The organism is Maritalea sp. (assembly GCF_051251695.1).
Taxonomy (GTDB): domain Bacteria; phylum Pseudomonadota; class Alphaproteobacteria; order Rhizobiales; family Devosiaceae; genus Maritalea.
This window is the reverse complement of the sequence record NZ_JBPOEU010000007.1, coordinates 115,121-141,188: the sequence shown is the minus strand read 5'-3', so window position 1 is coordinate 141,188 and position 26,068 is coordinate 115,121. Positions and strand designations below refer to the sequence as shown.

26 protein-coding genes are annotated in these 26,068 nt (G+C 48.7%); 20 read left to right on the top strand and 6 right to left on the bottom strand.

Features of this window, described 5'->3' with window-relative positions; genetic code table 11:
• Positions 1-36: 36 nt before the first annotated feature.
• Together ACSHWX_RS05920 and ACSHWX_RS05915 are read left to right on the top strand one after the other, a co-directional pair.
• Positions 37-699 carry an aquaporin gene (locus ACSHWX_RS05920; protein WP_435667270.1) on the top strand — a complete coding sequence of 221 codons (663 nt, stop codon included), beginning with the start codon at positions 37-39 and terminating at the stop codon, positions 697-699.
• 118 nt (positions 700-817) lie between these two features.
• A complete protein-coding gene (locus ACSHWX_RS05915; protein ID WP_435667269.1) occupies positions 818-2,809 on the top strand; it encodes a putative bifunctional diguanylate cyclase/phosphodiesterase in 1,992 nt (663 codons plus the stop codon).
• 1 nt (position 2,810) lies between these two features.
• Here the strand turns inward: ACSHWX_RS05915 and ACSHWX_RS05910 are convergent, their stop codons facing one another.
• Together ACSHWX_RS05910 and ACSHWX_RS05905 are read right to left on the bottom strand one after the other, a co-directional pair.
• Entirely contained in the window at positions 2,811-3,446 is a 636-nt protein-coding gene (locus ACSHWX_RS05910; protein WP_435667268.1) for a response regulator, read from the bottom strand.
• Positions 3,443-4,831 (bottom strand): cache domain-containing protein, encoded by a 1,389-nt coding sequence (locus ACSHWX_RS05905; RefSeq protein WP_435667267.1) that lies wholly within the window; start codon positions 4,829-4,831, stop codon positions 3,443-3,445. Before ACSHWX_RS05905 ends, ACSHWX_RS05910 begins: the two co-directional genes overlap by 4 nt.
• Positions 4,832-5,087: 256 nt before the next feature.
• Between ACSHWX_RS05905 and ACSHWX_RS05900 the strand changes: the two genes are divergently transcribed.
• The 7 genes from ACSHWX_RS05900 (at position 5,088) to ACSHWX_RS05870 (ending at position 11,350) form a co-directional block, all read left to right on the top strand.
• On the top strand, positions 5,088-6,188 hold the full coding sequence (locus ACSHWX_RS05900; RefSeq protein ID WP_435667266.1) for a TRAP transporter substrate-binding protein: 1,101 nt from the start codon (positions 5,088-5,090) through the stop codon (positions 6,186-6,188).
• Between the two features lie 89 nt (positions 6,189-6,277).
• The gene (locus tag ACSHWX_RS05895; protein WP_435667265.1) at positions 6,278-6,838 is read left to right on the top strand and encodes a TRAP transporter small permease subunit; all 561 of its coding nucleotides are present in this window, start codon (positions 6,278-6,280) and stop codon (positions 6,836-6,838) included.
• A complete protein-coding gene (locus ACSHWX_RS05890) occupies positions 6,835-8,208 on the top strand; it encodes a TRAP transporter large permease (RefSeq protein WP_435667264.1) in 1,374 nt (457 codons plus the stop codon). Before ACSHWX_RS05895 ends, ACSHWX_RS05890 begins: the two co-directional genes overlap by 4 nt.
• Positions 8,209-8,348: 140 nt before the next feature.
• Positions 8,349-9,065, top strand: coding sequence for a cytochrome c biogenesis CcdA family protein (locus ACSHWX_RS05885; protein ID WP_435667263.1), 717 nt, complete (start codon positions 8,349-8,351; stop codon positions 9,063-9,065).
• Between the two features lie 18 nt (positions 9,066-9,083).
• Positions 9,084-9,485, top strand: a complete 402-nt coding sequence (locus ACSHWX_RS05880; RefSeq protein WP_435667262.1) for a TlpA family protein disulfide reductase — start codon at positions 9,084-9,086, stop codon at positions 9,483-9,485.
• 54 nt (positions 9,486-9,539) lie between these two features.
• Complete coding sequence (locus ACSHWX_RS05875) at positions 9,540-10,421, top strand: c-type cytochrome (RefSeq protein ID WP_435667261.1); 882 nt, start codon at positions 9,540-9,542, stop codon at positions 10,419-10,421.
• Positions 10,422-10,513: 92 nt separating this feature from the next.
• A complete protein-coding gene (locus ACSHWX_RS05870) occupies positions 10,514-11,350 on the top strand; it encodes a TerC family protein (RefSeq protein ID WP_435667260.1) in 837 nt (278 codons plus the stop codon).
• Positions 11,351-11,364: 14 nt separating this feature from the next.
• Here the strand turns inward: ACSHWX_RS05870 and ACSHWX_RS05865 are convergent, their stop codons facing one another.
• Entirely contained in the window at positions 11,365-12,954 is a 1,590-nt protein-coding gene (locus ACSHWX_RS05865) for an L-aspartate oxidase (RefSeq protein ID WP_435667259.1), read from the bottom strand.
• Positions 12,955-13,118: 164 nt separating this feature from the next.
• Between ACSHWX_RS05865 and ACSHWX_RS05860 the strand changes: the two genes are divergently transcribed.
• From ACSHWX_RS05860 to ACSHWX_RS05845, 4 genes are all read left to right on the top strand, one after another.
• The gene (locus ACSHWX_RS05860; protein WP_435667258.1) at positions 13,119-13,766 is read left to right on the top strand and encodes an SH3 domain-containing protein; all 648 of its coding nucleotides are present in this window, start codon (positions 13,119-13,121) and stop codon (positions 13,764-13,766) included.
• Positions 13,767-13,848: 82 nt separating this feature from the next.
• Positions 13,849-14,352 (top strand): CreA family protein, encoded by a 504-nt coding sequence (locus ACSHWX_RS05855; RefSeq protein WP_435667257.1) that lies wholly within the window; start codon positions 13,849-13,851, stop codon positions 14,350-14,352.
• A gap of 66 nt (positions 14,353-14,418) precedes the next feature.
• The gene (locus tag ACSHWX_RS05850) at positions 14,419-14,628 is read left to right on the top strand and encodes a PhnA domain-containing protein (protein WP_435667256.1); all 210 of its coding nucleotides are present in this window, start codon (positions 14,419-14,421) and stop codon (positions 14,626-14,628) included.
• Between the two features lie 134 nt (positions 14,629-14,762).
• Positions 14,763-15,962 (top strand): hypothetical protein, encoded by a 1,200-nt coding sequence (locus tag ACSHWX_RS05845; RefSeq protein WP_435667255.1) that lies wholly within the window; start codon positions 14,763-14,765, stop codon positions 15,960-15,962.
• A 61-nt stretch (positions 15,963-16,023) separates the two neighbouring features.
• Here the strand turns inward: ACSHWX_RS05845 and nadA are convergent, their stop codons facing one another.
• Entirely contained in the window at positions 16,024-17,109 is a 1,086-nt protein-coding gene (gene nadA / locus ACSHWX_RS05840; protein ID WP_435667254.1) for a quinolinate synthase NadA, read from the bottom strand.
• Between the two features lie 143 nt (positions 17,110-17,252).
• Between nadA and eda the strand changes: the two genes are divergently transcribed.
• Genes eda through ACSHWX_RS05820 form a run of 4 tightly spaced genes read left to right on the top strand, consistent with a single transcriptional unit; the run spans position 17,253 to position 20,362 of the window.
• Positions 17,253-17,888: a bifunctional 4-hydroxy-2-oxoglutarate aldolase/2-dehydro-3-deoxy-phosphogluconate aldolase gene (eda, locus tag ACSHWX_RS05835; RefSeq protein ID WP_435667253.1), complete on the top strand. Its 636-nt coding sequence runs from the start codon at positions 17,253-17,255 to the stop codon at positions 17,886-17,888.
• Positions 17,889-17,893: 5 nt separating this feature from the next.
• On the top strand, positions 17,894-18,643 hold the full coding sequence (gene modA / locus ACSHWX_RS05830) for a molybdate ABC transporter substrate-binding protein (protein ID WP_435667252.1): 750 nt from the start codon (positions 17,894-17,896) through the stop codon (positions 18,641-18,643).
• Positions 18,640-19,344: an ABC transporter permease subunit gene (locus ACSHWX_RS05825; protein WP_435667284.1), complete on the top strand. Its 705-nt coding sequence runs from the start codon at positions 18,640-18,642 to the stop codon at positions 19,342-19,344. Before modA ends, ACSHWX_RS05825 begins: the two co-directional genes overlap by 4 nt.
• Positions 19,337-20,362: a molybdenum ABC transporter ATP-binding protein gene (locus ACSHWX_RS05820; protein ID WP_435667251.1), complete on the top strand. Its 1,026-nt coding sequence runs from the start codon at positions 19,337-19,339 to the stop codon at positions 20,360-20,362. The genes ACSHWX_RS05825 and ACSHWX_RS05820 overlap by 8 nt, the downstream gene beginning before the upstream one ends.
• 21 nt (positions 20,363-20,383) lie before the next feature.
• Here the strand turns inward: ACSHWX_RS05820 and ACSHWX_RS05815 are convergent, their stop codons facing one another.
• Positions 20,384-21,010 carry a trimeric intracellular cation channel family protein gene (locus tag ACSHWX_RS05815; protein ID WP_435667250.1) on the bottom strand — a complete coding sequence of 209 codons (627 nt, stop codon included), beginning with the start codon at positions 21,008-21,010 and terminating at the stop codon, positions 20,384-20,386.
• Between the two features lie 142 nt (positions 21,011-21,152).
• Between ACSHWX_RS05815 and ACSHWX_RS05810 the strand changes: the two genes are divergently transcribed.
• The gene (locus ACSHWX_RS05810; RefSeq protein ID WP_435667249.1) at positions 21,153-21,602 is read left to right on the top strand and encodes a hypothetical protein; all 450 of its coding nucleotides are present in this window, start codon (positions 21,153-21,155) and stop codon (positions 21,600-21,602) included.
• 436 nt (positions 21,603-22,038) lie between these two features.
• On the opposite strand, the gene ACSHWX_RS05805 is transcribed toward ACSHWX_RS05810, so the two are convergent.
• Positions 22,039-22,458 carry a hypothetical protein gene (locus ACSHWX_RS05805; RefSeq protein ID WP_435667248.1) on the bottom strand — a complete coding sequence of 140 codons (420 nt, stop codon included), beginning with the start codon at positions 22,456-22,458 and terminating at the stop codon, positions 22,039-22,041.
• Between the two features lie 152 nt (positions 22,459-22,610).
• Here ACSHWX_RS05805 and ACSHWX_RS05800 point away from each other — a divergent pair, with 152 nt between their 5' ends.
• Positions 22,611-24,206 (top strand): DUF1007 family protein, encoded by a 1,596-nt coding sequence (locus tag ACSHWX_RS05800; protein ID WP_435667247.1) that lies wholly within the window; start codon positions 22,611-22,613, stop codon positions 24,204-24,206.
• Positions 24,207-24,395: 189 nt separating this feature from the next.
• Positions 24,396-25,988 carry a bifunctional metallophosphatase/5'-nucleotidase gene (locus tag ACSHWX_RS05795; protein ID WP_435667246.1) on the top strand — a complete coding sequence of 531 codons (1,593 nt, stop codon included), beginning with the start codon at positions 24,396-24,398 and terminating at the stop codon, positions 25,986-25,988.
• Positions 25,989-26,068 lie beyond the last annotated feature (80 nt).

Here is a 26,068-nt window from a genome sequence, read left to right as displayed (position 1 = left end):
ATTAAAGCACCTAAAACAACGGGTTTTGGGTGTAATATGTTTAGCCGTTCTCAGACTTTACTTGCAGAGTTTTTGGGCACTGCTTTTCTGCTCGCGACGGTAGTTGGCTCTGGCATCATGGCCGAACGCTTGGCAGATGGAAACATCGCGATTGCATTGCTGGGTAACACGATTCCAACCGGGGCCATCCTATTTGTGCTCATCACCATATTGGGACCGATCTCTGGGGCGCATTTCAACCCAGCGGTGACCATGGTGATGGCGTTAAATGGCGACCTAAAACGTTTTGACGCGTTGCCCTATATCGCTGTTCAGATCATTGGCGGCTTGGTTGGTGTTTGGTGCGCGCATATGATGTTCGCTGAACAGGTTCTGCAAATATCGCAAAAAGACAGGTTTGGGCAAGGGCAGTGGTTTTCAGAATTTGTCGCGACCTTTGGGCTGATCTTGGTCATATTCTTGGCCGTGAAGTTCAAAAGAGAGGCCGTTGCGAGCGTGGTGGGTCTATACATCACATCGGCATATTGGTTTACCGCAAGTACTTCTTTTGCCAATCCCGCTGTTACGATTGCCCGCAGTCTTTCAGACAGTTTTGCAGGCATCGCCCCGATGTCGGTTATGCCATTTATCGGTGCGCAGTTGCTTGGTGCGCTTGCGGCCTTGATGATTTTTTTGTTCTTTAGACAACTTCCCAAGTAGTTGATTTCCAATAATATCTATTATTAACAATTACTTAACATGACTGTAAAGCCCAAATAGTTATGTATCTGTCACATTTAGCTGGTCTAATTGTCGATAGATATTATTTGAGGTATTTATGAGTCGGTTCGGCTTTTTGGGTTCTTTTGCGTTAATTCTATCGGCGTTCTTGATGTTGGTTTTCACGTCGGCGTTCCTAGCGCCTGCCATCGTCCAGGACCTGTCGTCATTAGATGCACGCTTGCTTGCGCGTGATTGGCTTGCGACCTTAAAGACCCAATTTGATCTGCCCGGAGAACCAGTAGAGTTCGAGACTAATATTACCGACAAGATCGCCGCTTCAATTTTGCATGGAGATAGCGAAAGATCGACCGATGTGGACCTGTTCCATCCGGTTGAGTTTCAGTCGGTTGACCATTTCGGCCAAATTAACGGCTACGTGGTTTTCACCAAATTCGGCGAAGTGTTTATCGCAGGTGGGATGCCCCGGCTGCGCTCATTCGACGATGTGGATTTTGATGCGGCTGTTCGAAGCTCAATGCGCGAGTTGAAGACTGTGGTATTTATGCACAGTCCTGATGATCGCAATGGCAAGTCTTCGTTGGTTGTGATTATCCCCATGACCAAGTTTGGTGTGCCGCGCGGCGTTGTGAGTATTGAAGTGGACCGGCATCAAATTGAAGGGGTTATGGAACGCGGTGTTCAATTCACCAGTTTCATTACGGCCACCATTTTGGCTTTCTTGGCGCTGGTTGTCATGGTCACGCTGTTTTATTGGGGGCGTCAGCGGCGCAAGGCGGAAAAAGAAGCCATAAAGCTCGCTTTCTTTGATTCTCTAACTGGATTGCCCAACAGACGCCGGTTCCATATGGATTTACCCCGATTGGTTCAGGAGGCATCCACGAAGGGTAGCGAGATCGCCCTTTTGAGTATCGATGTAGATAAGTTCAAGCAAATTAATGACCTTTATGGACACGGCGCGGGCGATGCTGTGCTGAAAGAGGTCGGAAATCGGATAAAACAACAGCTTTGGCAAGATGATCTTGTTTACCGGCTGTCCGGTGACGAATTTGTGGTGATTTTGCGCGATCAATTTATTCGGGGTCGACTTGACCGTATTTGCAACAATTTGGTGGGTGCAATGGTGCCGCCATTTATGATTGAACAAAACAATATCGTTGCCAATATATCAATTGGAGCTGCGACTTATCCATTTCACGCCTTGGATAGTGACCAATTGCTCAAACGAAGTGATTTGGCCCTTTATAATGCTAAAGAAAACGGGCGTGGTAGATGGTCGGTATTCACGCTTGAATTGGAACAGATACAAAAGCACAAGTTCCGGTTAGAGCGTGATCTGCGTACGGCAATAAGTGGGGGTGAATTGCAATTGCATTTTCAGCCTCAAGTGATGGCTAAAACTGGCCAACTTGTTGGTTTTGAAGCGCTTGCGCGGTGGACGCATTCAGAACTAGGCCCCATTTCCCCAGAGGAATTTATCAATGTTGCGGAACAAAGCGGATTGATTCAACCGCTTGGCATGTGGGCACTTGAAACGGCCTGCACCGAAGCCGCGCGCTGGGGGGGCGACCTCACGATTGCCGTCAATCTTTCACCCTTGCAATTGCGTGACGCACAGATTGTGACCTGCGTGCGTGACGCGCTAAATAAAAGTGGACTTGAGCCCAAACGGCTCGAATTGGAGATCACTGAAGGCGTGTTGGTTTTTGACACGGTAAAGGTTCGCGAGACGCTGGACGAATTGCGCCAGCTTGGTGTTGGTATTGCAATGGACGATTTTGGCACTGGCTATTCGTCGCTGAGCTATTTGACGCGGCTTCCTTTGACCAAGTTGAAAATTGATCGCTCGTTCATTACAAATTTTAAGCTGGGCGAGGCTGACGATGCCGTCGTGCATTGCGTTATTGGACTGTCCAAGTCACTCCAACTTAAAGTCGTTGCGGAAGGCGTGGAAACCAAGGAGCAGGTTCAGGCTTTGAAAACGGCAGGGTGCGATATTTTGCAAGGCTATTATTTTGGCAAACCAACTGGAAAACCTTCAGCGGTTATTGCTGAGTTTGCCGCGCATAAATTGGCGAAAACGGGCTAAATCAAATACTGGATAGTCCATTGGCGATGACATATCTGGTTAAGCCTGCTGTCGTTGCAATACCGAGTTTCTTCTTGATGTTTTTGCGGTGGGTTTCGACCGTTCTGATAGAGATATCCAATTTCACCGCCACGTCCTTGTTGGAGAACCCTTCCGCAACCAACAATAGAACGGCTTGTTCTCGTGTGGTGAGGAGCGAGCTGACGCTTTGTTTGGTGTCTTCGCCCATTAAAACTTGTGAAACACCGGTCGAAAAGTAAGTGCCGCCTGCAGCAACCGTTTCAATTGCGGTAACGATTTCTGACGTCGAAACATCCTTTAGCACATAACCGGACGCCCCATACATGGTGGACGTTGAAATATATTCTCGGCTATCATGCATTGAAAGCATTAGCAATTTGGTGTTTGGCAATTGATCTTTGAAGAGTTCGATCGCGTCAATGCCGTTCATTTCGGGCATGTTGATGTCCATCAACACCACGTCCGGCAGTGTGTTTCGAGCAACCCCAAGGCCGGTTTTGGCTGAGGGTTGTGCGCCGACCACTTCGATGTGGTCGTACGTCTCCAATACGGAGCGAATGCCTTCTAGCACCAATGGGTGGTCGTCGATCAACATCACTTTGATAGGTGTGTTCATGCGTCTTGCATCTCCGTTGGTTCTTTGGTGTTGGTGAGATAAATGGACCGTGGCAACCGCGCAACAAGTCTAGTGCCTTTTGGTGTGCTCAACACATCTAGATTGCCGCCAAAGTGTTCCATCCGTTCCTGCATATTACGTAGCCCGAGGCCGCCGGACGGGCCAACAGTTTTGTCTTTTGGGTTTTGCTGGGCAACAAATCCACGACCGTTATCGATGATTTTCATCTCTAGCCCTGAATTGTTGCTTTTAAGGACGAGTTTGACATGGTCGGCGCCTGAATGCCGTTCGATGTTGCTCAGCGCTTCTTGGGCAATACGATAGATTGCGGTTTTGGCGTCGAACGGGAGAACGTTTTTGAAGGCAACGCTTTCAAAATCAACAACAATGTCGGTGCGTTCTTCAAAGTTGCTGATCAGCGATTCTAATGCGGCACTTAAACCCAAATCATCAAGTTGCCCGGGCCGTAAATCATGGGATATGCGGCGGACTTCTTTAATGGCGGTATTTAGCGCACCCGCGCCACGTTCAATGGTTTCAAGGGCTGTGCTTTTGCCTTCCCGTACCTGTCGTTCTGCAAGGTCGAGCACATAGCGAACCCCCACCATGTTTTGGCTTATCCCGTCATGCAGCTCGCGAGCAATTCGCGACCGTTCTTCTTCTTGGGTATCAACGATACGTTGGGTAAGTTCTTTAAGCTTGCCGTCTGCCAAGCGGCGCTCGCGCAAGTTCATGATAATGCCGGTGCCAAACACCGCGAAAACCGCAGGTACAGTGATCAAGGCAACCAACCAAAAAGTTTGGTTCACTGTGTTGCTCAGGCTCTGATTGGCCGCCTCGGTTTGTTCCAAAATGTCGTCAATGTAAGCGCCGGTACCGATCATCCACTGCCATTTTTCAAGCCCTACGGCGTATCCCAGTTTATCAGAACTTTCATTGGATGAAGGCTTTTCCCAGACATAGCGATGGTAGCCGCCGCCGTTCTTTGCGTAATTTAAAAGTGCTGCGACATCTGGATGATCTGCCCAGTTTTTGCCAACCCGAAATGGCTGGCGAGGATGGACAACATTCGTGCCGTCATAATGATAGACGTAGAAATAGCCGTCTTCGCCAAAACTCAAACGTTTGAGGATCAGTTTGACCTGCTCTTTTGCGATTTCGTCGTCAGGGCTGGCATTTAGATATATTGGATTAATGGCGGTGAGAGCCATTTCAATATAGTTTTGAAGTTCGTCCTGCTTGGCGTTCAGCATCGATTGCTCAAACGTTTGAATACCTTCTTTTGACAATTGGCTAGATTGCCAGGTCACCAATGTTGTAATGGCAAGAATTGCCAGCAAAAGCGGGATGGTGGTGAGCGCAAGAATTTGTTGCCGAAAGGTCATTTTGCATGGTTCTCAAGAACAGTGGTTCAACAATTTAACATTTTTTCTCACGGTGATCTCCGTATTTATGGGTAATTTTTGTATCTAGGCGAATTCATCTACCCAGAAATCCGCATGTGGTGCTGTTTCTGCTTGAAAGTTGTAAAAAATACGGTTGGACTGTGGGCCAAGGTGCAGGCGAAACGCGTTTGGGCCTTGTTTACTTTTGCGCGGGGTTTTGCCGCTGCAATGAATTTGAATGATTTGGGAGGAACGAATGAAAAGACGTGAGTTTTTCAAAAAAGCAGGTGTAACCGTAGCCGGTGCCGCCGGTGCCGCAACGTTGGCATCGCCAGCATTGTCGCAAGGTCGCCAGCAATGGGTCGGCGTTTCGGCTTTTGGTAAAGCTGGCCTTTTGGGCGCAGCGCTTGAAAATTTCGGTAAGACGGTCAATACGCTTACAGAAGGTAGCCTTGAGATCAAGATGTATCACTCTGGCGAACTTGTTGGTGGTCTTGAAGCACTTGATGCTGTGCAGTCTGGTACTGCACAAATGGGCTTTGGCGCACCATATTATTGGGGCGGTAAGTCTGATGCGATCTCGTTCGTGGCGGCTTTGCCTTATGGTTTGAACGCGCAAGAACAGAACGCTTGGTTCTATTATGGCGGCGGCATCGAGCTTGCTGACGAAACAAGCTACAATCCGCTTGGTCTAAAGTTCTTGCCAATGGGCAATACCGGCAACCAAATGGGTGGCTGGTTCGCTAAAGACATCAACACCGTTGCTGACTTGGACGGCCTTAAGTTCCGTATGCCGGGACTTGGCGGTGAAGTGTTGAAAACTTTTGGCGTGAACGTTGTTTTGCTGCCAGGTTCTGACGTGCTTCCAGCTCTAACATCTGGCGCAATTGACGGCACAGAGTGGATCGGTCCTGCGGCTGATCTGGGTGCTGGCTTCTTTAAAGTTGTAAAGAACTACTATTATCCTGGTTGGCACGAGCCAGCTACGGTTCTTGACTCATTCTTTGATAAAGGCGCATGGGACGGTCTTACCGACACGCAACGCTCTGCAATTGAGCAAGCGGCGATGGCCACAAACTTGGGCATTTTGTCCCGTTTCCAAGCGGTGAACAACGCGTCATTGAAAAAACTTGTCGACGAACATGGCGTTCAGTTGAAGCCATATTCTGATGAGTTGTTGCAAGCTATTGGCGAGCGTACACCTGAAGTGACAGCTGAATTGGCTAAAAAGTCACCAGAAGCAACCAAACTTTACAACTCAATTGTTGAGTGGCGTGAAGGCATGGTTCAATGGTCAGGCATTTCTGAAGGTAAATTCATGAATGCGCGGACTTCTGCGAACTTCAAAACCGTCTAAATTTTGATGGTTTAAACCTATTGGCGGGGTCATTTGGTCCCGCCTTTATTATACCCTATAGTGGGAAAATATCCTTTGGGGGGAGTACGATGTCTGGGCTGATAAATGGTATCAGACTTGTGGCTGGGCTCATTGATCGGATCAATGAGATGGTGGGTCAAGTATTGTCTTGGCTGGCTCTGCTGCTGGTTTTAAATGTCTTCTTAGTTGTTGTTTTGCGATATGTTTTTTCATATGGCGATGTGTGGATGCAGGAAACTTACATCTGGATGCACGCATTTGTTTTCATGCTCGGCGCGGGATACACGCTTTTGCATGATGGGCATGTGCGAATCGATTTGATCTATTCGGGTGCATCGGATCGCTACAAAGCATTTGTGAATTTTTTCGGTTCAATCTTTTTGGCCGCCCCGGTTTTGTGGCTGATTTATGGGCGCGGGATGGACTTCTTCTATAGATCATTCTCCCGTCTTGAGACATCTCCGGAAGCAGGTGGTTTGCCTGCACTTTATGTCTTAAAGGCAGCCATTCCAGTGTTGGCCATCCTTTTGGGCCTGCAGGTTTTGTCCATGACGCTACGTTCGCTAGACACAATCATTACCGGCGAACGTGTTCGCTTGGTAGAAGACGAAGATGAGCCGCTCACATGACCCCAGAAATCTTAGCTTTTGTAATGTTCGGGGTAACGATTTTTGTGTTGCTCCTTGGTTTTCCCGTGGCGTTATCGCTTGCTGGAACGGCCATCATATTTGCCTTTCTCGGCGATCAACTTGATCTGTTTCATTTCGCATTTTTGAATCTTTCGCCAACGCGGATATTCTCGTTGATGAAAAACGAGCCGTTGGTGGCAGTGCCGCTGTTTGTCTATATGGGCGTCATATTGCAGCGATCGGATATTGCTGGCCAATTGCTTGAATCGATGGGTCAATTGTTTGGTAAAATTCGCGGTGGTCTTGGATATTCCGTGATTATTGTTGGCGCGTTGCTTGCTGCGTCTACCGGCATTGTTGGCGCGACCGTTGTGACCATGGGCCTGATGAGTTTGCCAGTGATGCTTAAGGCTGGATACAACCCCAAAATTGCTGGCGGTATCATTTGCGCGTCCGGTACGTTGGGGCAGATCATCCCGCCGTCTATTGTTTTGGTTTTGCTTGCGAGTATTTTGCAGGGTGTGAACGAAGAAGCGGCCGCCCTTACAGGCAATTTGGCTCCCGAACCGGTAACCGCAATTGACTTGTTTGCAGGGGCTTTGTTCCCTGGCTTAATGCTTGTCGGGCTCTATCTGCTTTGGATATTCATCCTGACCATCATTCGGCCACAAGATGTGCCGTCGATGAAAGATGAAAGCGTTACTGCGCCAAGCGTTGGAACACTCATTCAGGCGGTTGCACCACCCCTTATGTTGATCATTTTGGTGTTGGGTTCAATCTTAGCTGGTATCGCAACACCAACAGAATCTGCCGCAGTGGGTGCAGCGGGTGCTGCTGTTCTTGCGTGGCGTGCCAAGAAATTTAGCTTCACCCTGTTCAAAGAAGTTGGCTTGGAAACGGTGAAAGTGTCTTCGATGGTCTTTTTGATCATCATCGGAGCGGGCCTTTTTTCGACGGTCTTTAAGGGCTTTGGCGGCGATGATGTGATTGCAGAGTTCTTGCGCAACCTGCCGGGCGGTGCGTTTTCAGCGCTTCTTCTTGTGATGATATTGATGTTCTTTCTTGGGTTTTTCCTTGATTTCATCGAGATCATTTATGTTGTGGTGCCAATTGTTGGCCCGATCCTCATTGCGCTTGGTTATGATCCATTGTGGCTTGGGATTATGATTGCGATTAACTTGCAAACAAGTTTCCTCACGCCGCCCTTTGGGTTTGCGCTGTTCTATTTGCGAGGGGTTGCCCCCGCTGATTTCAAGACCAGCGATCTTTATGCCGGGGTGATGCCGTTTATCGTTATTCAGTTGATCGCACTCGGCTTGTTGTGGGTATTCCCAAGCATTGTGACATGGTTGCCAAGAACGCTGTTCTAGGCAATTGATGACTGATCAGAATATTGGCTGCGCGGGATAACCGGGCAGCCTTTTTTGTTCACACGCTTGTGACAAAAGGTTAGCAGCACCCGCTGGTTTGATGCTGTAAGTGTTTATATAGTGATTTGAAAGAGGGTGCAGTGCTGGACTTTGTATTTGCCTATTTGGCGGGTTTGCTAACGCTGATCAACCCTTGCGTGTTGCCGTTGCTGCCTATTGTGTTGGCTGGGTCTGTTTCTAAAAACAGGCTTGGGCCAGTGGCGATGGCGGTTGGTCTTGCTGCCTCTTTTACCATCGTTGGGTTTCTTGTTTACACCGTCGCGCAAACTGTTGGGCTGGACCAAGACGCGATTTCGCGGTTCGGTGCTGGCATTATGATTGCCTTTGGGGTGATTTTGGTAGTGCCGCAGTTTGAACGTCAGTTTTCAAAAGTTACGGGCGGCTTGGCCGTTGGCGGCAATAAGACGATCAATGAAATTGACGACAGCAATCTTGTTGGACAAGCCTTAACAGGCGTGCTGTTGGGTGTGGCGTGGTCACCCTGTATTGGGCCAACATTGGGCGGCGCGATTGGGCTGGCGAGCCAAGGTGAGAGCTATTTATTTGCGCTGGGGATTATGGCTGTATTTTCGCTCGGGGCGGCAACAATTGTGTTGGCGCTAAGTTACGGGTCGCGTGAGTTAATTGGGCAAAGACGGGATGCGCTTAATTCTATTTCCCAATATGCAAAGCCTATAATGGGCGTTGCCTTGTTGTTGGTTGGATTGGCCCTTTGGTTTCACATTGATCGCATAATTGAAATTTGGGCGCTGGATAATCTACCGCTTTGGTTGATTGAGTTGTCTGTAAGTCTTTAGAATTTTTAGGAGGTCGTGATGCGACAAATATTGATTAAGTTTTCGGTCGTGATGGCACTGTTGCTGTCCGTTGTTGGTAGTGCAAGTGCTACCGACTATGTGGATTATAGCCCGGCTGTGTTAGCAAAAGCTGAGCAAAGCGGAAAACCCTATTTGCTTGATTTTTATGCGAGTTGGTGTGGGACCTGTCGGCAGCAAGAAAATGTGCTGGGCAATTTGCAGTCTGCCGACGCGCGATACCGAGATGTTCAAATTATTCGCGTAGATTGGGATAATCCGATTTCAGACGATGTGATAGCTTGGCACAAAATTCCACGTCGATCCACGTTGGTCATTTTTAAAGGTAAAGACGAATTGGGCCGTGTTGTTGCACAGACAAGTGCCAAAAAAATCCAGACATTGTTGGAGCTTGGGCTTTAAACGGATTTGACAGCGATGGCGCTGCGTGAATAATCAACCTAAGGGGAGAATATTATGCAGCGTCGGTTTTTGTTTCTAGTCGCACTGGTGGTCATCGGCTTTGCTGGGGCTGCCTATTTCTTTTGGCCGGTAAATGGGCCAGCGCGAAATCTCAACCTTACCGGCGACGTGGTGCGCGGCAATTACGTCATTCGGACTGCCGGATGTGTCGCGTGTCACACGGATATTGAGGGCGGTGGCGCCTACCTTGCAGGCGGATTGCCACTTAAAACCCCGTTCGGTGATTTTATTCCGCCCAACATAACTTCAGATAAGCAAGCCGGAATTGGGGCCTGGAGCCTAGAAGAGTTTTCCCACGCGATGAGCAACGGGATTTCACCGGGTAACAAACATCTTTATCCATCGTTCCCGTTCGACAGCTATACCAAAATGTCGGATCAAGACATGGTGGATTTATATGTCGCACTGATGGCCAGCGCGCCGGTGGCTCAAAAGGCAGCGGACCATTCAATTGGATTTCCGTTCAATATCAGGCTTTCAATGCAGGGCTGGAAACGCCTGTTTTTCCACCCAGAGCGCTTTACACCCGATATATCTAAATCCGGACTTTGGAACCGTGGGGCCTATTTGGCCAATGGCCCAGCCCATTGCGGCGCATGCCATACGCCGAGAAATATTTTTGGCGCAGCGCAAACAGATCAACATTTTAAAGGAACCCCAACGGGTTCCAAACCATTTTTCCCGGCAATTGACGCAGCAACGCTTAAGGAACGCGGATATGACGCTGAAACGCTGGTTGATGCGTTAACGGGTGGGTTTGATCCGGATTTTGATACGCTTGGCGGCGCCATGGGCGAGGTGATCAATGAGAGTTTGACCCACTGGACGCCAGAGGATTTATCCGCACTTGCTGCTTATTTGCTTGATGAAGATTGATTGAGTTGTCTCAATCTCTTCTTATGGGGTTGAGTTTGCGGCTGGATATCTGCATTAGTTCTTCGAAATTAATTTGATAGGCGGAAAGATAAATGGATAGTCTTTTTTCATTACAAAACTGGTTCACGCTTTTAATGTTGTTTGGATTGTTAGCCGTTCTTGGCTTTGACAATCTATTGTACATTTCACTTGAGTCTCAACGGGTTGAAAAATCCAAGCAACAATTTGTGCGCCGCATGGGCATTGGCCTTGCGGTCATCTTTCGTATCGTATTGCTGTTCTTATTGTTGCAGTTGATCGAGTTTTTTCAAGAACCATTCTTTGTTCTGAGTTTGACTGGTTTTATTGAAACCGAAATGAACGTGCATGCCTTTATCGTTTTGATAGGCGGCGGTTTCATTATCTATACGGCAATCCAAGAGATTTTTCACATGATCTCGGTGCATGATTTGCATGACGCAAATGACGATAAGCGTAAGCGAAGCGTTGGGATGACGATCTTCTGGCTGGTGGCGATGAACTTGGTGTTCTCATTTGATAGTGTGCTGTCTTCAATCGCGTTGACCGATCAGTTCTGGGTTATGGCTGTCGCGATTGTGTTATCGGGCATCATGATGATCGTGTTGAGCGATTATGTATCTGAATTTTTGCAACGTAATCGCATGTACCAAGTACTTGGTCTGTTCATCTTGCTGCTTGTCGGGATATTGTTGCTCAGTGAAGGTGGGCACCTTGCGCACCTAAAACTGTTTGGGTTCCCTGTTTTGCCAATGGCAAAATCGACATTCTACTTCGTACTGTTCGTAATGGTAGCCGTAGATGTGGTGCAAAGCAGATTTCAAAAGAAGCTCATGGCTGAGCGTGAGCATCGCGAAAAGCTAATCCGTGATGTGATAAAAAAAGAAGGCGCGGTCGAAGACCACGCCTAATTTGATTATTCGAATTAAACCGACGCGCGGATCTTAAGTGCGTCGGTTAACGTCATGGTCGTGTGATCCTTAAAGGCGGGGTCTTTTTCAGGGAAATCTGTTCTGAAATGTCCGCCGCGACTTTCGGTACGCTCAAGCGCCGCCGCTGCCACCAAGGTCGCAGAAATGGTCATGTTCAAGAATGATCGGGTGACGTCTTTCGCGGTTTCTTCTAGTTCTCGAATTTCACGCAAAGCTTGCTTGAGGCCAGCTTCATTACGCTCCACACCCACATGGTTGGTCATGACGTGCCGTAATTTTTGCACAGCGTCGAGGTTGCGCAACACCCGCTCGGCTTCTTGACCCTCGGCTTCATCCCATTCAATGCCTAAATAGGGGGGGAGGCTCGTGTTGATCGGCTCCAGCCCAGAAATATCTTCGGCAATGCGCGACCCAAACACCACTGCTTCGAGCAGCGAGTTTGATGCAAGCCGGTTGGCCCCATGCAGTCCTGTACATGATGCTTCCCCGCAGACCCAAAGCCCGGCGAGTGAAGAGCGTCCGCGATCGTCAACTTTTACGCCCCCCATGTGGAAATGGGCGGCAGGGGTGACAGGGATCATGTCAGCGACCGGGTCAATGCCCGCTTCTTTGCAATAATTGGCGACGGTTGGAAATGCCGTTAAAATGCGTTCGCCGAGCACTTCTCGCGTATCGAGGAAGATTTTTCGTCCCGCCTGAATTTCGCGGAAATTGGCGCGGGCAACGACGTCGCGTGGGGCAAGCTCAGCGTCTTCATGAACATCAAGCATGTAACGCTCGCCCAAATCGTTCAGCAATGTTGCGCCTTCACCCCGCAGTGCTTCTGTCGCCAATGGCGCTGGGTCTTGCCCGACGGCCATTGCCGTTGGATGGAATTGAACAAATTCGCTATCTGCTATGATGGCACCAGCACGGGCTGCCATGCCCATGGCGTGGCCACGAACGCCCGGTGGGTTGGTTGTAACCGCATAAAGGCCACCGAGCCCGCCAGCAGCCAAAACCGTTGCCCGGGCGCGGATCAATACCGGCTCTGCATAGCGGTCACCTAACTTACGGGCATAAACGCCGATCACCCGTCCGTTTGAACGGGCTAAATCAACGGCGGTGATGCCTTCAACAATTCGAATTGAGGGGGTATTGCGTACCTCTTCAATCAAGGCTGCCATAATTTCGCGTCCGGCCCGGTCGCCAGAAACGCGGACCACGCGATTGACAGAGTGCGCCGCTTCTTTTGACAGAATGAAACTGCCATCTTCTGCGCGGTCAAAGGGGGTGCCCCACTTGGCCAAATCATCTATGCGTTCTGCCGCTTCTGCTGCAACAGATTGTGCAAGCTCGAAATCAACAATGCCAGCGCCTGCAATGTCGGTGTCACGGGCGTGTGCTTCTGCGCTATCGCCTTCGCCAACGGCTGCGGCAACGCCACCTTGTGCCCATGTCGAAGACGCCCCTAAACCCAAAGGTTTTGGCGACAAGACGGTGACCGGGCGAGGTGCCAATTTGAGCGCACAGAACAACCCCGCAAGCCCAGCACCAACAATTAGCGCGCCTTCTGCATTCAAGACATTGTCATAAATGGTCATAGATATTTCTCAATTGCGGTTCAGAAAAGTTTCGGGCCAATTTTAATTGCTTTGGCAGATTCGTTTTGCTGACCGGCAAGATACATTTATTGATCGGTCAATGAAAGAGCTGGCAAGTTGGCTTAAGGGCAAATTGACAAGGATTGATAAGGGAAGAGGGAACGATGATTAAGGTGATGAGTGCCACCGTTGGTGGTTTGGTAGGTGCATTGGTGTTTTCGGGAACAGCATTTGCGAGTGGTGAGACAATGCCCGCCGGCACACTTTATGTGTGCGACGAGGGGACGCCCTATATTCAGGTGCTCGTACCCAATGACATGAACAAGAACACCATTTTGATGCTTGAGAGCGAGCAAATTGAAATGACGCCAACCCCGGTTGCATCCGGCTTTGGCGCAGATGTCATTGTGGGGCCGCATCATTGGATGGTTCACGGCAAAGGCATGAATGAACTGCTGTTGATGAAAGACGATGACGCACCGAAAAACTGCACAGCCAACAATGTCGACAAGGTCAGTGACAATAAACTGAATACCGCTTCCAGTGATGGCGTTGTCTCAGCGATGGGCAATTTCTCTTTGGGTGGTATCGTGCGGTCTGGCCCGGGCATGGACTATGATAAAACTGACAGCCTTCCCTATGGCGAACCTGTGGTTTTAACAAAACGGTCGGGTGTCGTGATGGACAATTATGAGTGGTTCCAAATTGAATATAGTGAGGGGCTAACCGGTTATCAGTGGGGCGGCATTATGTGTTCAAAATCGCTGCATATTACTGGCCTTTATGAAGATTGCCCTGCTGACTTGAACTAAATTCATCTTGAGTGAAGACTTGTAAATGCGCTCGTCACTTCCCAATTGAAGATCAAGTGAAATCAAACCGGATTTAAAAAAGATGAAAAAGTTTTTTGCAACCGTTGCCCTTATTTCTGCGTGTATGTTTACATTCGCTACCCACGCCGATGAAGTGGGCAAAATCGGGGTGGATTGGGTCGGTAATGATATATTGATCGAAGCGGTTCAAGATCGTGAAATTGACGGTGTTACTTGCCATCTTGCGTATTTTGACCGTGGTTTTCTTGATCGATTGCAAAAAGGCAATTGGTTTGAAGATCCTTCCAACTCGTCGATTGCTTGTCGTGTGACCGGTCCTGTAACGATTGGTGAGATTGACTTGGACAAGAATGGCGAAGAGGTCTTTAAAGAAGGTCGTTCGTTCCTTTGGAAAAAGCTTGTCGTCAAACGCATTTATGACAAGAAAAATGACACACTGATCTATTTGTCCCATACCCGTGAGGTCGCAGAAGGATCAGCCAAAATGTCAATTTCCACCGTGCCGCTTTATGGGGTTGATGTGACTTGGAGCGACAAATATTGGCCAAATGGTCGTCCTGAATAGGAATTTGCGCGACATAATTGTCGAACTGGTTTATGCCTCGCTCAGTGTTTTGAGCGAGGTTTTTTTATGAGCGCACGTGACTGTAATGGTGCAGAACTTGAAGATGGTGACAATGTTCAGGTCAACAAGGACTTGAAGGTTAAAGGCATGTCGAAAACGCTGAAGCGTGGCACAGCCATCAAAAACATTCACACGACGGACAAAGACACTGAAGTTGAATGCCGGATTGGCAAATCAACGATTGTGCTTAAGACTGAGTTTTTGAAAAAAGCCTAGCTTTGTTCGCGGCTCATTTTGCCGCGACAGTTTCCTTTCATTTCAGGACGCAAAAATCCACCAAAGTTCTTGCTTTAGTGGTAGATGTAATATTATAACATTACCTTTCTACTGTATATATGAAAGGTGATGTAATGAAACAAATCTCTAAGGGGCAGCGAGCTTTGGCCATCTTGGCTATTGCTGGTTTCGCTTCCAGTGCTTTCCCAGCACAAGCTGAAAGCGATGTGTGGCGGTTTTTTGTGGCGGATCATGAACGGCCACAGATTTCCGTTTTGGAGAGTGGCAAAGAGCCGGTGCTGTGGGATGAATTATTGGCGCCAGCTCGATTGTATAAAAGCGCGGATGGCGGATTGGTTTTCGCCGTGCAACGCAACAATGGACGTGTTGATTTCGGAACCACCGGATTGGGACACGACGACCATGGTGATCATAAAGATATGCATTTGGACGAACCGCAATGGAATGGGTTGTTCCTGACCGGTTATAAACCAACGCATTTTGTGGTTCATGATCACTCAATCGCAGCATTTATGGACGGCACAGGTAGTGTGCAGCTTGTCGATCTAGATGAAGATAAAGCGCCATACTCAGTTGATGTTGGCATATCCGCAAGGCCCCATCACGGTGTCGCGGTGCCGTTGCACGATCATTTGCTGATCAGTGAGCCGCCAACAGACAGCGACAGCAGTTTGCCAAGTTCCGTCCGCGTGCTCGATCAAGAAATGCAGCTTGTAGGTGAACCGCATAAGTGTGACGGCCTTCATGGCGAGGCCACGTCAGGCGACAAAATCGCCTTTGCTTGTACTGATGGAATTTTGGTTTTCGACGAGAAGAATTTAACAACGTCCCGTTTCTTTGCTTACCCGGAAGAGTTGGGTGAGGGGCGTTCTGGCCGACTTGATGGCGGTCAAAACATTCAATTTTTTGCCGGGAATTTTGGCAAAGACAAAATGATCTTTATCGACGTTGAAGGTGAAGGGCAGTTCACAGCGCTCACTTTTGAGGCAAAGCTTGTTTCTGGATATTTGGATCCTGAAAATGCAGCGATGGCCTTTGCCCTAACTGCAGATGGTAAATTGCACAAAATTGACGCGCTGAGTGGCAAAATCGTTCAATCAACAGCGCTTATGGCGCCAATTGATATGGAGGGTGGACATAGCGCTGCGCGTCCAGCCTTCACTTTTGCCGGCGCAAATCTAGCGTTGGTTGATCCGGCCAAGGGACATTTGCATTTGATCAACAAATCCAATTTGTTGATTGCAGATACGATACAGGTTGGTGGAAAGCCGTTTTCAATTGTTGCCGTCGGTGGGCACTTGGAAGACCACTAAAAAATTGCCCTCGGCTAGATTGGCCGAGGGCGTTCAAATTCGCTTAAATTCCTACAAGTATTTAATTTTTTCGTTTGGTGGCTTGTTTGTCTTTGCCAAACTCAATCATGCGCTCAACCGCGCCGCGCGCCTTTTCGGCGATCGCGGGATCAACGGTTACTTCCTCCGTACCCGTATGCAGGGACCAAAGGATGTTTTCCAAATTGATGCGCTTCATGTGGGGGCAAATGTTACAGCCCTTAAGGAACTGAACGCCCGGTGTTTCCGCGGCCACATTGTCCGACATTGAGCATTCGGTGACCATGACGACATTTTTTGGCTTTTTGGTTTTGACCCAATTGATCATTCCCGCAGTGGAGCCAGAAAAATCACACGCATCAATAACGTCGGTCGGGCATTCTGGGTGGGCAATGATTTTCGCCGTTGGATAGGCTTCGCGCAATTCGGCGATATCAGCTGCCGAGAATGTTTCATGAACTTCACAGGCACCCGCCCATGTGATGATTTTTTTCTTGGTCTTTTTGGCTGTATTCTGCGCCAAATATTGATCAGGGATCATAATGATCGTGTCGCTATCCAACCCTTCAACAATGTCGAGCGCGTTGGAAGATGTGCAGCAAATGTCCGTTACTGCTTTTACCTCGGCTGAGGTGTTCACGTAGGTGACAACGGGCACGCCGGGATATTGCTCGCGCATGGCCATAACGTCTTCTGCCGTGATTGAAGAGGCCAAGGAACAGCCCGCTCGCGCATCCGGAATAAGAACTGTTTTTTGCGGGTTGAGCAGTTTTGATGTTTCGGCCATGAAATGCACGCCGCACTGGATGATCGTTGATTGATCAACCTTTGTCGCTTCAATGGCTAATTGCAAACTGTCGCCAACAACATCCGCAACACCATGATAAATTTGTGGTGTTTGATAGTTGTGCGCCAAGATGACGGCATCTTTCTCGCGCTTTAGCTGATTGATTTGACGAATCAGGGGTGCATAAAATTGCCACTCAATTTCGGGGATTTGGCCTTTGATACGTTCATAGATCGGGGCGGTTTCTTTTTCGACAGCTTTGGTGAATTTAAGGTCAAACAGACCTTTTAAAACGTCACGAGCCTCATCAAGCTGTGTCACCGAGTTGATCAATTGCGCCATAAAATCGCCCTTTCAGAAGCATCATCGATGCGGAACTTAGGTATTTTTGTTGTGTATTTCAATTGACCCTTTGTGTTAAAGCCCAAACCAATGTCGATTTTTCCGCATATTACACGCGGTGACCCTTTGGAGAAAGGCAGAATATGGCCCAGAATGTAGCTCAACTTACCCCCATTTTAACCGCAGCACCTGTCGTGCCGGTTATTGTTCTTGATGACATTGAAGCGGCGTTGCCCCTCGCTCAAGCCTTGGTAAAAGGTGGATTGCCTGCTTTAGAGGTGACTTTGCGCACGCCCAACGCGTTGACGATCATCAAAGAAATGGCAAAAGTTGAGGGGGCGTTTGTCGGCTCTGGCACGGTGCGGGATAAAAACCACATTGAACAATCGATAAAAGCAGGTGCGCAATTTATGGTTTCACCCGGTGCCCCAGCAAAATTGTTGGCTGATGCGTTGGAATATGACGTGCCGTTGCTCCCAGGTGTTTCAACAGCGACTGAGGCAATGGCGGCCTCAGAAGCAGGGTATTCCTATTTGAAACTGTTTCCAGCCGAAGCTGTGGGCGGCGCAAAGCTGCTCAAAAGTTTTTCTTCGCCATTGCCTGATCTCAAATTCTGCCCAACTGGCGGCGTTAGCCCGCAAAACGCGATGGACTATTTGAGCTTGCCAAATGTTATTTGTGTTGGTGGATCTTGGATTGTGCCTGCGGACGCAATCAAAGCGCGTGATTTTGATAAAATCGAAGCCTTGGCACGTGAAGCGTCTCAAATCGGCAAATAGTGAACATGTTGCGGCGACTGATATTTGGATTTTTGGTTTGGCTGGTGATTGTTTCACCGACCATTGCCAAGTCCAATATTTTTGTTGCCGCAAGTTTGAGCGACGTCGTTCAAGCGCTTGTTGATGCTTCTAACATTGATCAATTGGTTGTCGTGACAGGGGGCAGTTCTAGTCTTGCACGGCAAATAAAGGCCGGTGCGCCTGCCGATATGTTTATCTCAGCCAATAAAGATTGGGCCGAGTTGGTTGCTGGTGAACGCGATTTGACGGCCTTGTTCTCGAACAGTCTGGTGTTGGTTAGCCAGCAGCCAACCACAATTAAAGATATTGACGCGTTACCCACACAGCTGGATAATAAGCGATTGGCCATTGCTGATCCCAATCATGTGCCAGCTGGTATTTATGCTCAACAAGCGCTGGAATATTTGGGGATATGGCAAGATCTGTCCGATAAATTAGCGCCAACGGAAAATGTGCGTTTGGCCGCTCGGCTGGTGCAAATCGGTGCCGCACCGTATGGCGTCGTTTATGCTTCGGATGCTCAACTCTTAAAGCTGAATGTTGCCTATTCTTTCCCTGAACAAAGCCATGTTGCTATCCATTATTGGTCGGTGAAGTTAAATTCAGGCAAACGTGACATTGATGCATTTGAGCAGTTTCTTGGCAGTGACGAAGGCCGTGCTATAGTTGCCCAATATGGGTTTGTCCCAAATGAGTTTGCTGCAAATGAATTTGTTCCAATTGAGGGTGAATAGTGTCGGCTGAGATTTGGTCCATCATCTTTCTCTCTCTAAGGGTCGCATTGTTTGCGCTGACTTGGGCCGTGCCTGTGGCGTTTGGCCTTGCCTATATTCTTGCTCGGAAACGGTTCTTTGGCCGTGAACTGCTCAGTGCATTTTTGATGCTGCCATTGGTTATGCCACCTGTCGTCACCGGGTTGGTGCTTTTATTTGTCTTCGGGCCTACCGGCCCGATTGGCCGTTTGCTTGAACCGATTGGTGTTTCCTTCGCTTTCAATGCAGCTGGGGCCAGCTTGGCCGCCGGACTTGTCGCTCTTCCGCTGATTGTGCGGCCCATACGACTGTCGCTGGAAAGCGTTGGCGAAGATTTAGATGAGGCGTTGGCCGTGGCTGGTAGAACGCGCTGGCAGCGTTTTACATTGCTTTATTTTCCCATGTCGTTGCCCGGGGTTATCGCGGGTGGCATTTTGGGGTTTGCAAAGGCTCTTGGGGAGTTTGGTGCAACGATCACATTTGTTGCGAACATTCCGGGTGAAACACAAACATTCTCATTGGCTATCCATTCGGCCTTGCAACGTTTTGACGGCGGACAGACGGTTTTATTGTTGAGTGTGATTTCGATTGGCATTTCGGTTATCGCTGTTTTGGGATCAGAATATTTGCTCAAATGGTTGCAGGACCGTTTAATGGGCGAGCAGAAGTTGCGCCATGCTTGAAGTCGATGTTCAGGGCATACGCGGCAATCCAAATGCGCAATATCGGTTTACCGCTAAGGCGGGTATTACAGCAATTGTCGGCCCGTCAGGCGCGGGCAAAACGTCTTTGCTACGCGCCATTGCAGGTCTAGATGAGGTGCGAGGCGGACAGATCAAGTTGACTGGCGAGGTTCTGCCCCCCAAGCCAGAAAAGCGGCAATTGGGCATGGTGTTTCAAGAGCCAAGGCTTTTACCCCATTTGAACATATTGCAGAATATCGACCTGGAACGAGTTGGACCCAAACCCGCAGCTGAGATTGCCGATCAGCTCGGCATTGGCCAACTGTTGGGGCGTTCCCCCCGGCACCTTTCTGGTGGCGAGAAGCAACGGGTGATGATTGCTCGTGCGCTTTTTGGTGCGCCAAAGATGATGCTGTTTGATGAGCCGCTAAGCGCAATTGATCCGCATCTTAAAAGTGAGTTGGTTGATCTCATTCGGACCCAATTTGGGCAAGCCAATATTCCGGTTCTGTACGTCACGCATCAAATTGAAGAGGCCGCCCAATTGGCCCACAGTTTGATCGCGATTGAAGAAGGTCATATTGTTGCACAGGGACCATTGGCGGCGACAATGGCAAAATTGGACGGGCCCTCATTTTTTGAAAATGGCATCACCAGCATTTTATCTGGATTGGTCACCGGGATTGATCAACGCTTTGGCCTTGCGACGGTTTCAGTTGGGCAACAGCAAGTGGATTTGGTGCAAAAGTCGCTCAAGCTCGGCGATAAGGTGCAATTGCGGATTTGGGCGCGCGACGTGTTGCTGGCCAAGGATCGGCTCACTGGCGTCAGCGCACGCAATCAGTTGGCAGGCGAAATTCTCTCCATCGATAAAGTTGATATTGCGCACTCAGATGTTTTGGTTCGGGTCGAAGGCGAAATGGTTCGAGCACGGATTATGAACAAGACCGCCGCCGAACTGGATATGGCGGTGGGTCATAAAATTTTTGTAGTGTTTAAGTCAGTGTCGATTGAATAGGCGCTGCGTTTCGCATGCGGATCAATATTCCCGGCCCTCACGCGGTTTGTAGCGTGGGATTTGCCAGCCAAGTTGAATGCCGCCTGCTCGCAACGCAAAGCCAAAAAAGGTGCCTGCAATGGCGGCGTAAAATGGGTCGACGCCCAAATATATGAGGGCGATATAGCCCCCGGCTGCCAATAGCGCAGCGGTTGCATAGATCTCATCCTGCAAAATCAGCGTATTTTCATCGCAAACGACATCGCGGATCATGCCGCCAAAGGTTGCTGTCATCATGCCAAGTGCGATGGCGACGAAAAACCCTGCGCCGTTCTGGTGGGCGATATGGGCACCTAAAACGCCATAGGCAGCCAACCCCACGGCATCAAGCCATAAAAGAGCTAGGTATCGCCGCTGGATTAAGTGGGAAGTGAAAAACGCGACAAAGGCGATGGCCAAACAGGTCGCAAGATAGGTTTGGTCAACAATCCAAAAAACGGGCCGGTCCAAAATTAGGTCGCGCACCGTACCGCCGCCTACACCAGTTAACGTCGCCAACAGCCCAAAACTGATAATATCCAGCTGCTTTCGGCTGGCAACCAAAGCGCCAGTGGTCGCGAAAATGGCAACACCAAATAGGTCCAAATAATATATGGGCAGGCTGAACATAGAGGTCTCCACCAAATCAGTTGTGCAACTCTAACGCGTCGGCAAAATTGGCAAAAGCAAATTCACGATTTGCTTAAAAATCAATTTGAGCTATTTTTAGTCCGATATCTTAAAGTTGTCACAGCGAATTGGAGGGCAAGGTTTGACGTTTTCACAGCGATTTTCAGCCCACCTTTTTCACCGCTCCAATTGGTGGTTGCTGTGCTTTGTGGCGTGGATTTCCCTTTTGTGGAAATTTGGCGCGGGTGACGGAATTTACGCGCAAGACGCAAATGGGTTTCCCACGCTGGCGCTGGTTTTTTCCTATTTCGCGGTGTCACCTGCCTTCTTTTTTGCGCTTGCTGGGGTAAATCCGAAAGCCGCATCACGAAGTTGGGGTTATTTGGTCGAGGCAACTTGGCCGGTTTATCTATTGGACCATGTGGTCAATCTGGTGACAATTTCGGTGCTTTATTGGCTCGTTGGCGCCCCAATGGGGTGGGGCGTGTTTTTACCTGTCACTCAATCGATATATTTTGCGTTTTATGCTACGCGCGGCTATGTGCGGCGGGTTGGCTATAATCAATTTGATGATGAAAAAGATGAAATTTAGAGAATTATTTTGGGCGCATTTAACGCATAAAGAAATGTGGTGGGCACACGTTTTGGTCGTTTGCTGCATACCATTTTTTCTTTGGCTGAATCAGATTTTTAATGACGAGTTCAGCCCTGTTGAATTTCTTGGAGTCTGGCTTTTTTTAGTATTTGGCACCTACGAGTCGGCGCTGTTTTTTGCAATGGTAAGGGTGCCCGCCGAAGTGAAGAAAAGAGAGGAAGTGTTCTATTGGGACTCAAACTGGCAAATTTACATATTGCGACTGACGATGCGCTTGGTCGCATTCACTGTGTTTCTTAGACTGATGAATAGTTCCTATTGGCCATTCACTTTTTACACATTGGCAGTAATATTTTGCGTAACTTCTATTCGCCGATATTTTAAACTGCGAAAGGGCCAACAATCGCACTTCCGTGCCCACAAACATCGCAGTTCAAAAACTATCCGCTAATTTATGCAGTGCTTGTTTGAGTTTTTTGCGTTTCTTATGCGGCAATTGTCCGCGTAGTTGCCGATCAAGGGTTCGCCAATGGTGATCTAAGGCTTCAACCAAATTTAAGCCGCCTTCGCTTAGGGCGACGTCTAAATCATCGCTCCTTTTCGATGGGGTGCAGTGAACTAAACCTGCATTTTGGAAGCGGAACAAAATGGATCGCAAGGTTTCTTTATCCAAACCCAATTCAAACAACATTTCAGAAAATTCAGTTTGTTTGTTGCCGTTGAGCCAAAGCAAAATCGCATCATCGCCAGGGGCGAGGCCCAACTCGCGCAAGGGGGCCAGGGCGGCCTGTCGGCTTAGGGCGCCTGTTTCGATCAGGGCGAACAGCAATGTATTTTCGGTTTTTTTGGCCATAACTTCTTTTAGCCCATTTGTTCAGGCATTGGAAAATCCAGTCTTAGACTATCGTTAATCGGTTAATTTCAACTGACCCGCTTTGCAAAACTGAGAAAATTCTGCAAGAAACGAACGACTTAACGAACGACTTGTGGGCAGAAGGAAATGATATGCCATTTTTGCGTGCTGTTTTAGTTATTGTATTGATGGCGGCGGCTATGACCGACCGGGCAAATGCGCACCCGCATATATTCATCGATGCTCAGGTTGTCGTGGCTTTTAACGATCAAGGGGAAGTTTCTGGTTTGCGCCAAGCGTGGACATTTGACGCGCTTTACTCAGCTTGGGCCATTCAGGGCCTTGATCAGAATGAAGACGGGCAGGTTTCTAGCGACGAGCTGCAGGAACTCGCCGACGACAATATGCTGGGGCTTAAAGACTTCAATTATTATTCGGTTGTCGGTTTGGCGGGCGGCGCGGACCAAGAGTTTAAGACTGGCCGTGATGCGCGCATGGAGTATGACGGGACGAACTTAAAGTTGGCGTTTGTTGTTGATTTGGTATCTCCGCTTGCGCCGTCAGGTGATATCGAAATTGAAGTTGCGGACCCTGAATACTATTCAGCATTTCAGTTTGCTGAGGGTGATGCTGTGTTTTTTGACAATGCACCATCCACTTGCGTTGCTGACGTGAATGGCCCAAAGCAGATTGACCCAGCAATTGAGGAACAATTGTTCGCTCTTGGCACGGATGTTTTGGAACTGCCTGGCGCATTGGCACAAGCGGTTAAAGACCTTTCCAACGTGATTATTGTGCGCTGCGATGCAGATGGTGCGGCGACAGGGGTGACCCCTGTTGTTGAGCAAAAGCCAAAGGGTTCGCCATTTGTCGCGCCGCCGCAAGAGCCGAATTTTGGTGGACAGCAGTCTGGCATTTTGGGCTGGATTAATATCCAACAAAAAGCGTTTTACAGATCATTGACCGATACGATGGCACGAATGCGTCAAGATGGCAGTGCGTTTTGGGTATTGGGCGGATTGAGCTTTCTTTATGGCATTTTTCATGCTGCCGGCCCCGGGCACGGCAAAGTCGTGATTTCCTCCTATATGCTGGCCAACGAAAGCGAGTGGCGGCATGGCGTATTGTTGAGCTTTGCAACTGCAATGGTGCAATCAATTGTGGCGATTGTCTTTGTGCTGGTAGCGGCCAGCTTGTTGCGGCTCACGAGTTTTGCCATGTCTGACGCGGCCCATTGGATGGCTGTGGGGTCATATTTTTTGGTGATGCTGTTGGGTGCATGGTTGATTTGGCGCAAATTGTTCAAGAAGGGCCATGTTCACCACCACCACGAACATTCAGGTGATCATCACGATCACGATCACAATCACGACCATGAGCATGGCCCAGATTGTGGCTGTAATCATGCGCCTGAACCGAGCCAATTCCGAGGGCAATCGCTGCGCGAACAATTGGGGTTGATCATTTCGGTTGGGTTGCGTCCATGTTCAGGCGCATTGGTGGTTTTGGCCTTTGCCCTTAGTCAAGGTTTGTTGTTGGCTGGCATTGCTGCAACATTTTTGATGGGAATTGGAACGGCGATCACCGTTTCCATTTTGGCGGCAATTGCGGTCTTTGCAAAAGGGTTTGCAAAAAGACGGGCTTTGGCTGGTGGCACTATTTGGGGTGAAGTGCTGGCCACCGGCGAGTTGGTTGGCGCATTTGTTGTTTTTGGATTTGGCGCACTGTTGCTGGTTTCAGCGTTCTAGCGGATCAATTTCTTGTCCAAATGGTCTAAAAATCCACTGGCCAGCGTCACAAAACTGTCATAAAGTCTTAGAAGATGCCAGAGCCTGTGGGAGGGATGGCGCATCAAAAATTCGTCGCACATTGTCAAAAATATGCAATGGAACGCGTTCTATAAGAAACTGATCTATATTTATTTGGAGGCTCATAAAATGAAGAAAAAAGTACTCGCGCTTGCGCTTGGTGCCGTTTTGGCCAGCGTTTCAGCGCCAGCATTTGCTGATTATACATTAAGCATTTTACACATCAACGATGTGCATTCGCGTATTCAACCGATCAACAAATATGATTCTGGTTGTAGTGCAGCAGACAATGCCGGTGGTAAGTGTTTTGGCGGCATGGCGCGTGTTGCGACGGCGATTGAAACACGTCGCTCTGCGCTGGAAGGCGCTGGCAACAATGTTTTGACGTTGGACGCCGGTGACCAGTTCCAAGGTTCGCTTTTTTATACAACATATAAAGGCGCGTTGGCTGTTAAGCTGATGAACATGATTGGCTTTGATGCCATGGCAGTGGGCAACCACGAATTCGACGATGGCCCACAAAAGCTAGCTGACTTTGTTGACGCCGCAGAATTTCCAGTTCTGTTCGCCAATACAAACTTGGCAAATGAGCCATTGCTTGCAGGCAAAATTCCTTCTCATATCGTGAAGGAAATTGGCGGCGAGAAAGTTGCCATCATTGGTGTACTTGCAGAAGACACAGTGGAAACTTCATCTCCGGGTGAAAACGTTCCGTTTATTCAAGCCGAAGATATTTTGAAAAAACTCGTTACTCAGCTTGAAGCTGATGGTGTGAACAAAATTATTCTGCTGTCTCACGTTGGCATTAATCGCGATAAACGGATTGCAGCTGCGGTTGACGGCATCGACGTAATTGTTGGCGGTCACTCGCACACATTGCTTGATGACTATCCAACAGTTGTTGAAGCGCCAAATGGCAAGTCAGTTCAAATTGTTCAGGCCTATGCATACTCAAAATATTTGGGTGAGCTAACGGTAACTTGGGACGAAAATGGCGATGTGACATCAGCAAAAGGCCAGCCTTGGTTGTTGGATGCTCGTGTTCCAGAATCTGCTGAAATGGTTGCGTTGATCGCGGAACAAGCGGCACCGCTTGAAGAAATTAAAGCAAAAATTGTTGGCGAATCTACAGCGATTATTAGTGGTGACCGTAATGTTTGTCGTGCCGAAGTTTGCTCGATGGGTGTGCTTGTTACAGAAGCGATGCTTGATCGGGTGAAAGACCAAGGCGTGCAAATTGTCATTCAAAATGGTGGTGGTCTACGTGCATCAATTGATGCGGGTGAAATCACTATGGGTGAAGTTCTAACGGTGTTGCCATTCCAAAACACGCTTGCAACATTTGAGTTGAAAGGTGCTGGCGTTATTGCAGCATTGGAAAATGGTCTAAGCCAAGTTGAAGATGGCGCAGGTCGTTTCCCACAAGTTGCTGGTATCAAATATACTTGGAGTGCATCAGCAGAAGCCGGTAGCCGCGTTGTGTCAGTTGCTGTGATGGGCGAAGACGGCTCGTTCGCACCAATTGATGAAGAAGCGACCTACGGCGTTGCGTCAAATAACTATATGCGTGGCGGTGGCGACGGATATAAAGTCTTCGCGACGGACGGCATGAACGCTTACGATTATGGCCCAGGTCTTGAAGATGTTGTGGCTGCGTATATCGTAAAACTTGGTGGTGCTTACACCCCAGTGGTTGATGACCGGATTACCAAAGTAGAATAGTTTATTTTACCAAGTAAATTTTGTTGAGGGCGATCCAATGGGTCGCCCTTTTCGTATTTGCAATTGAGAATGTACTCTTT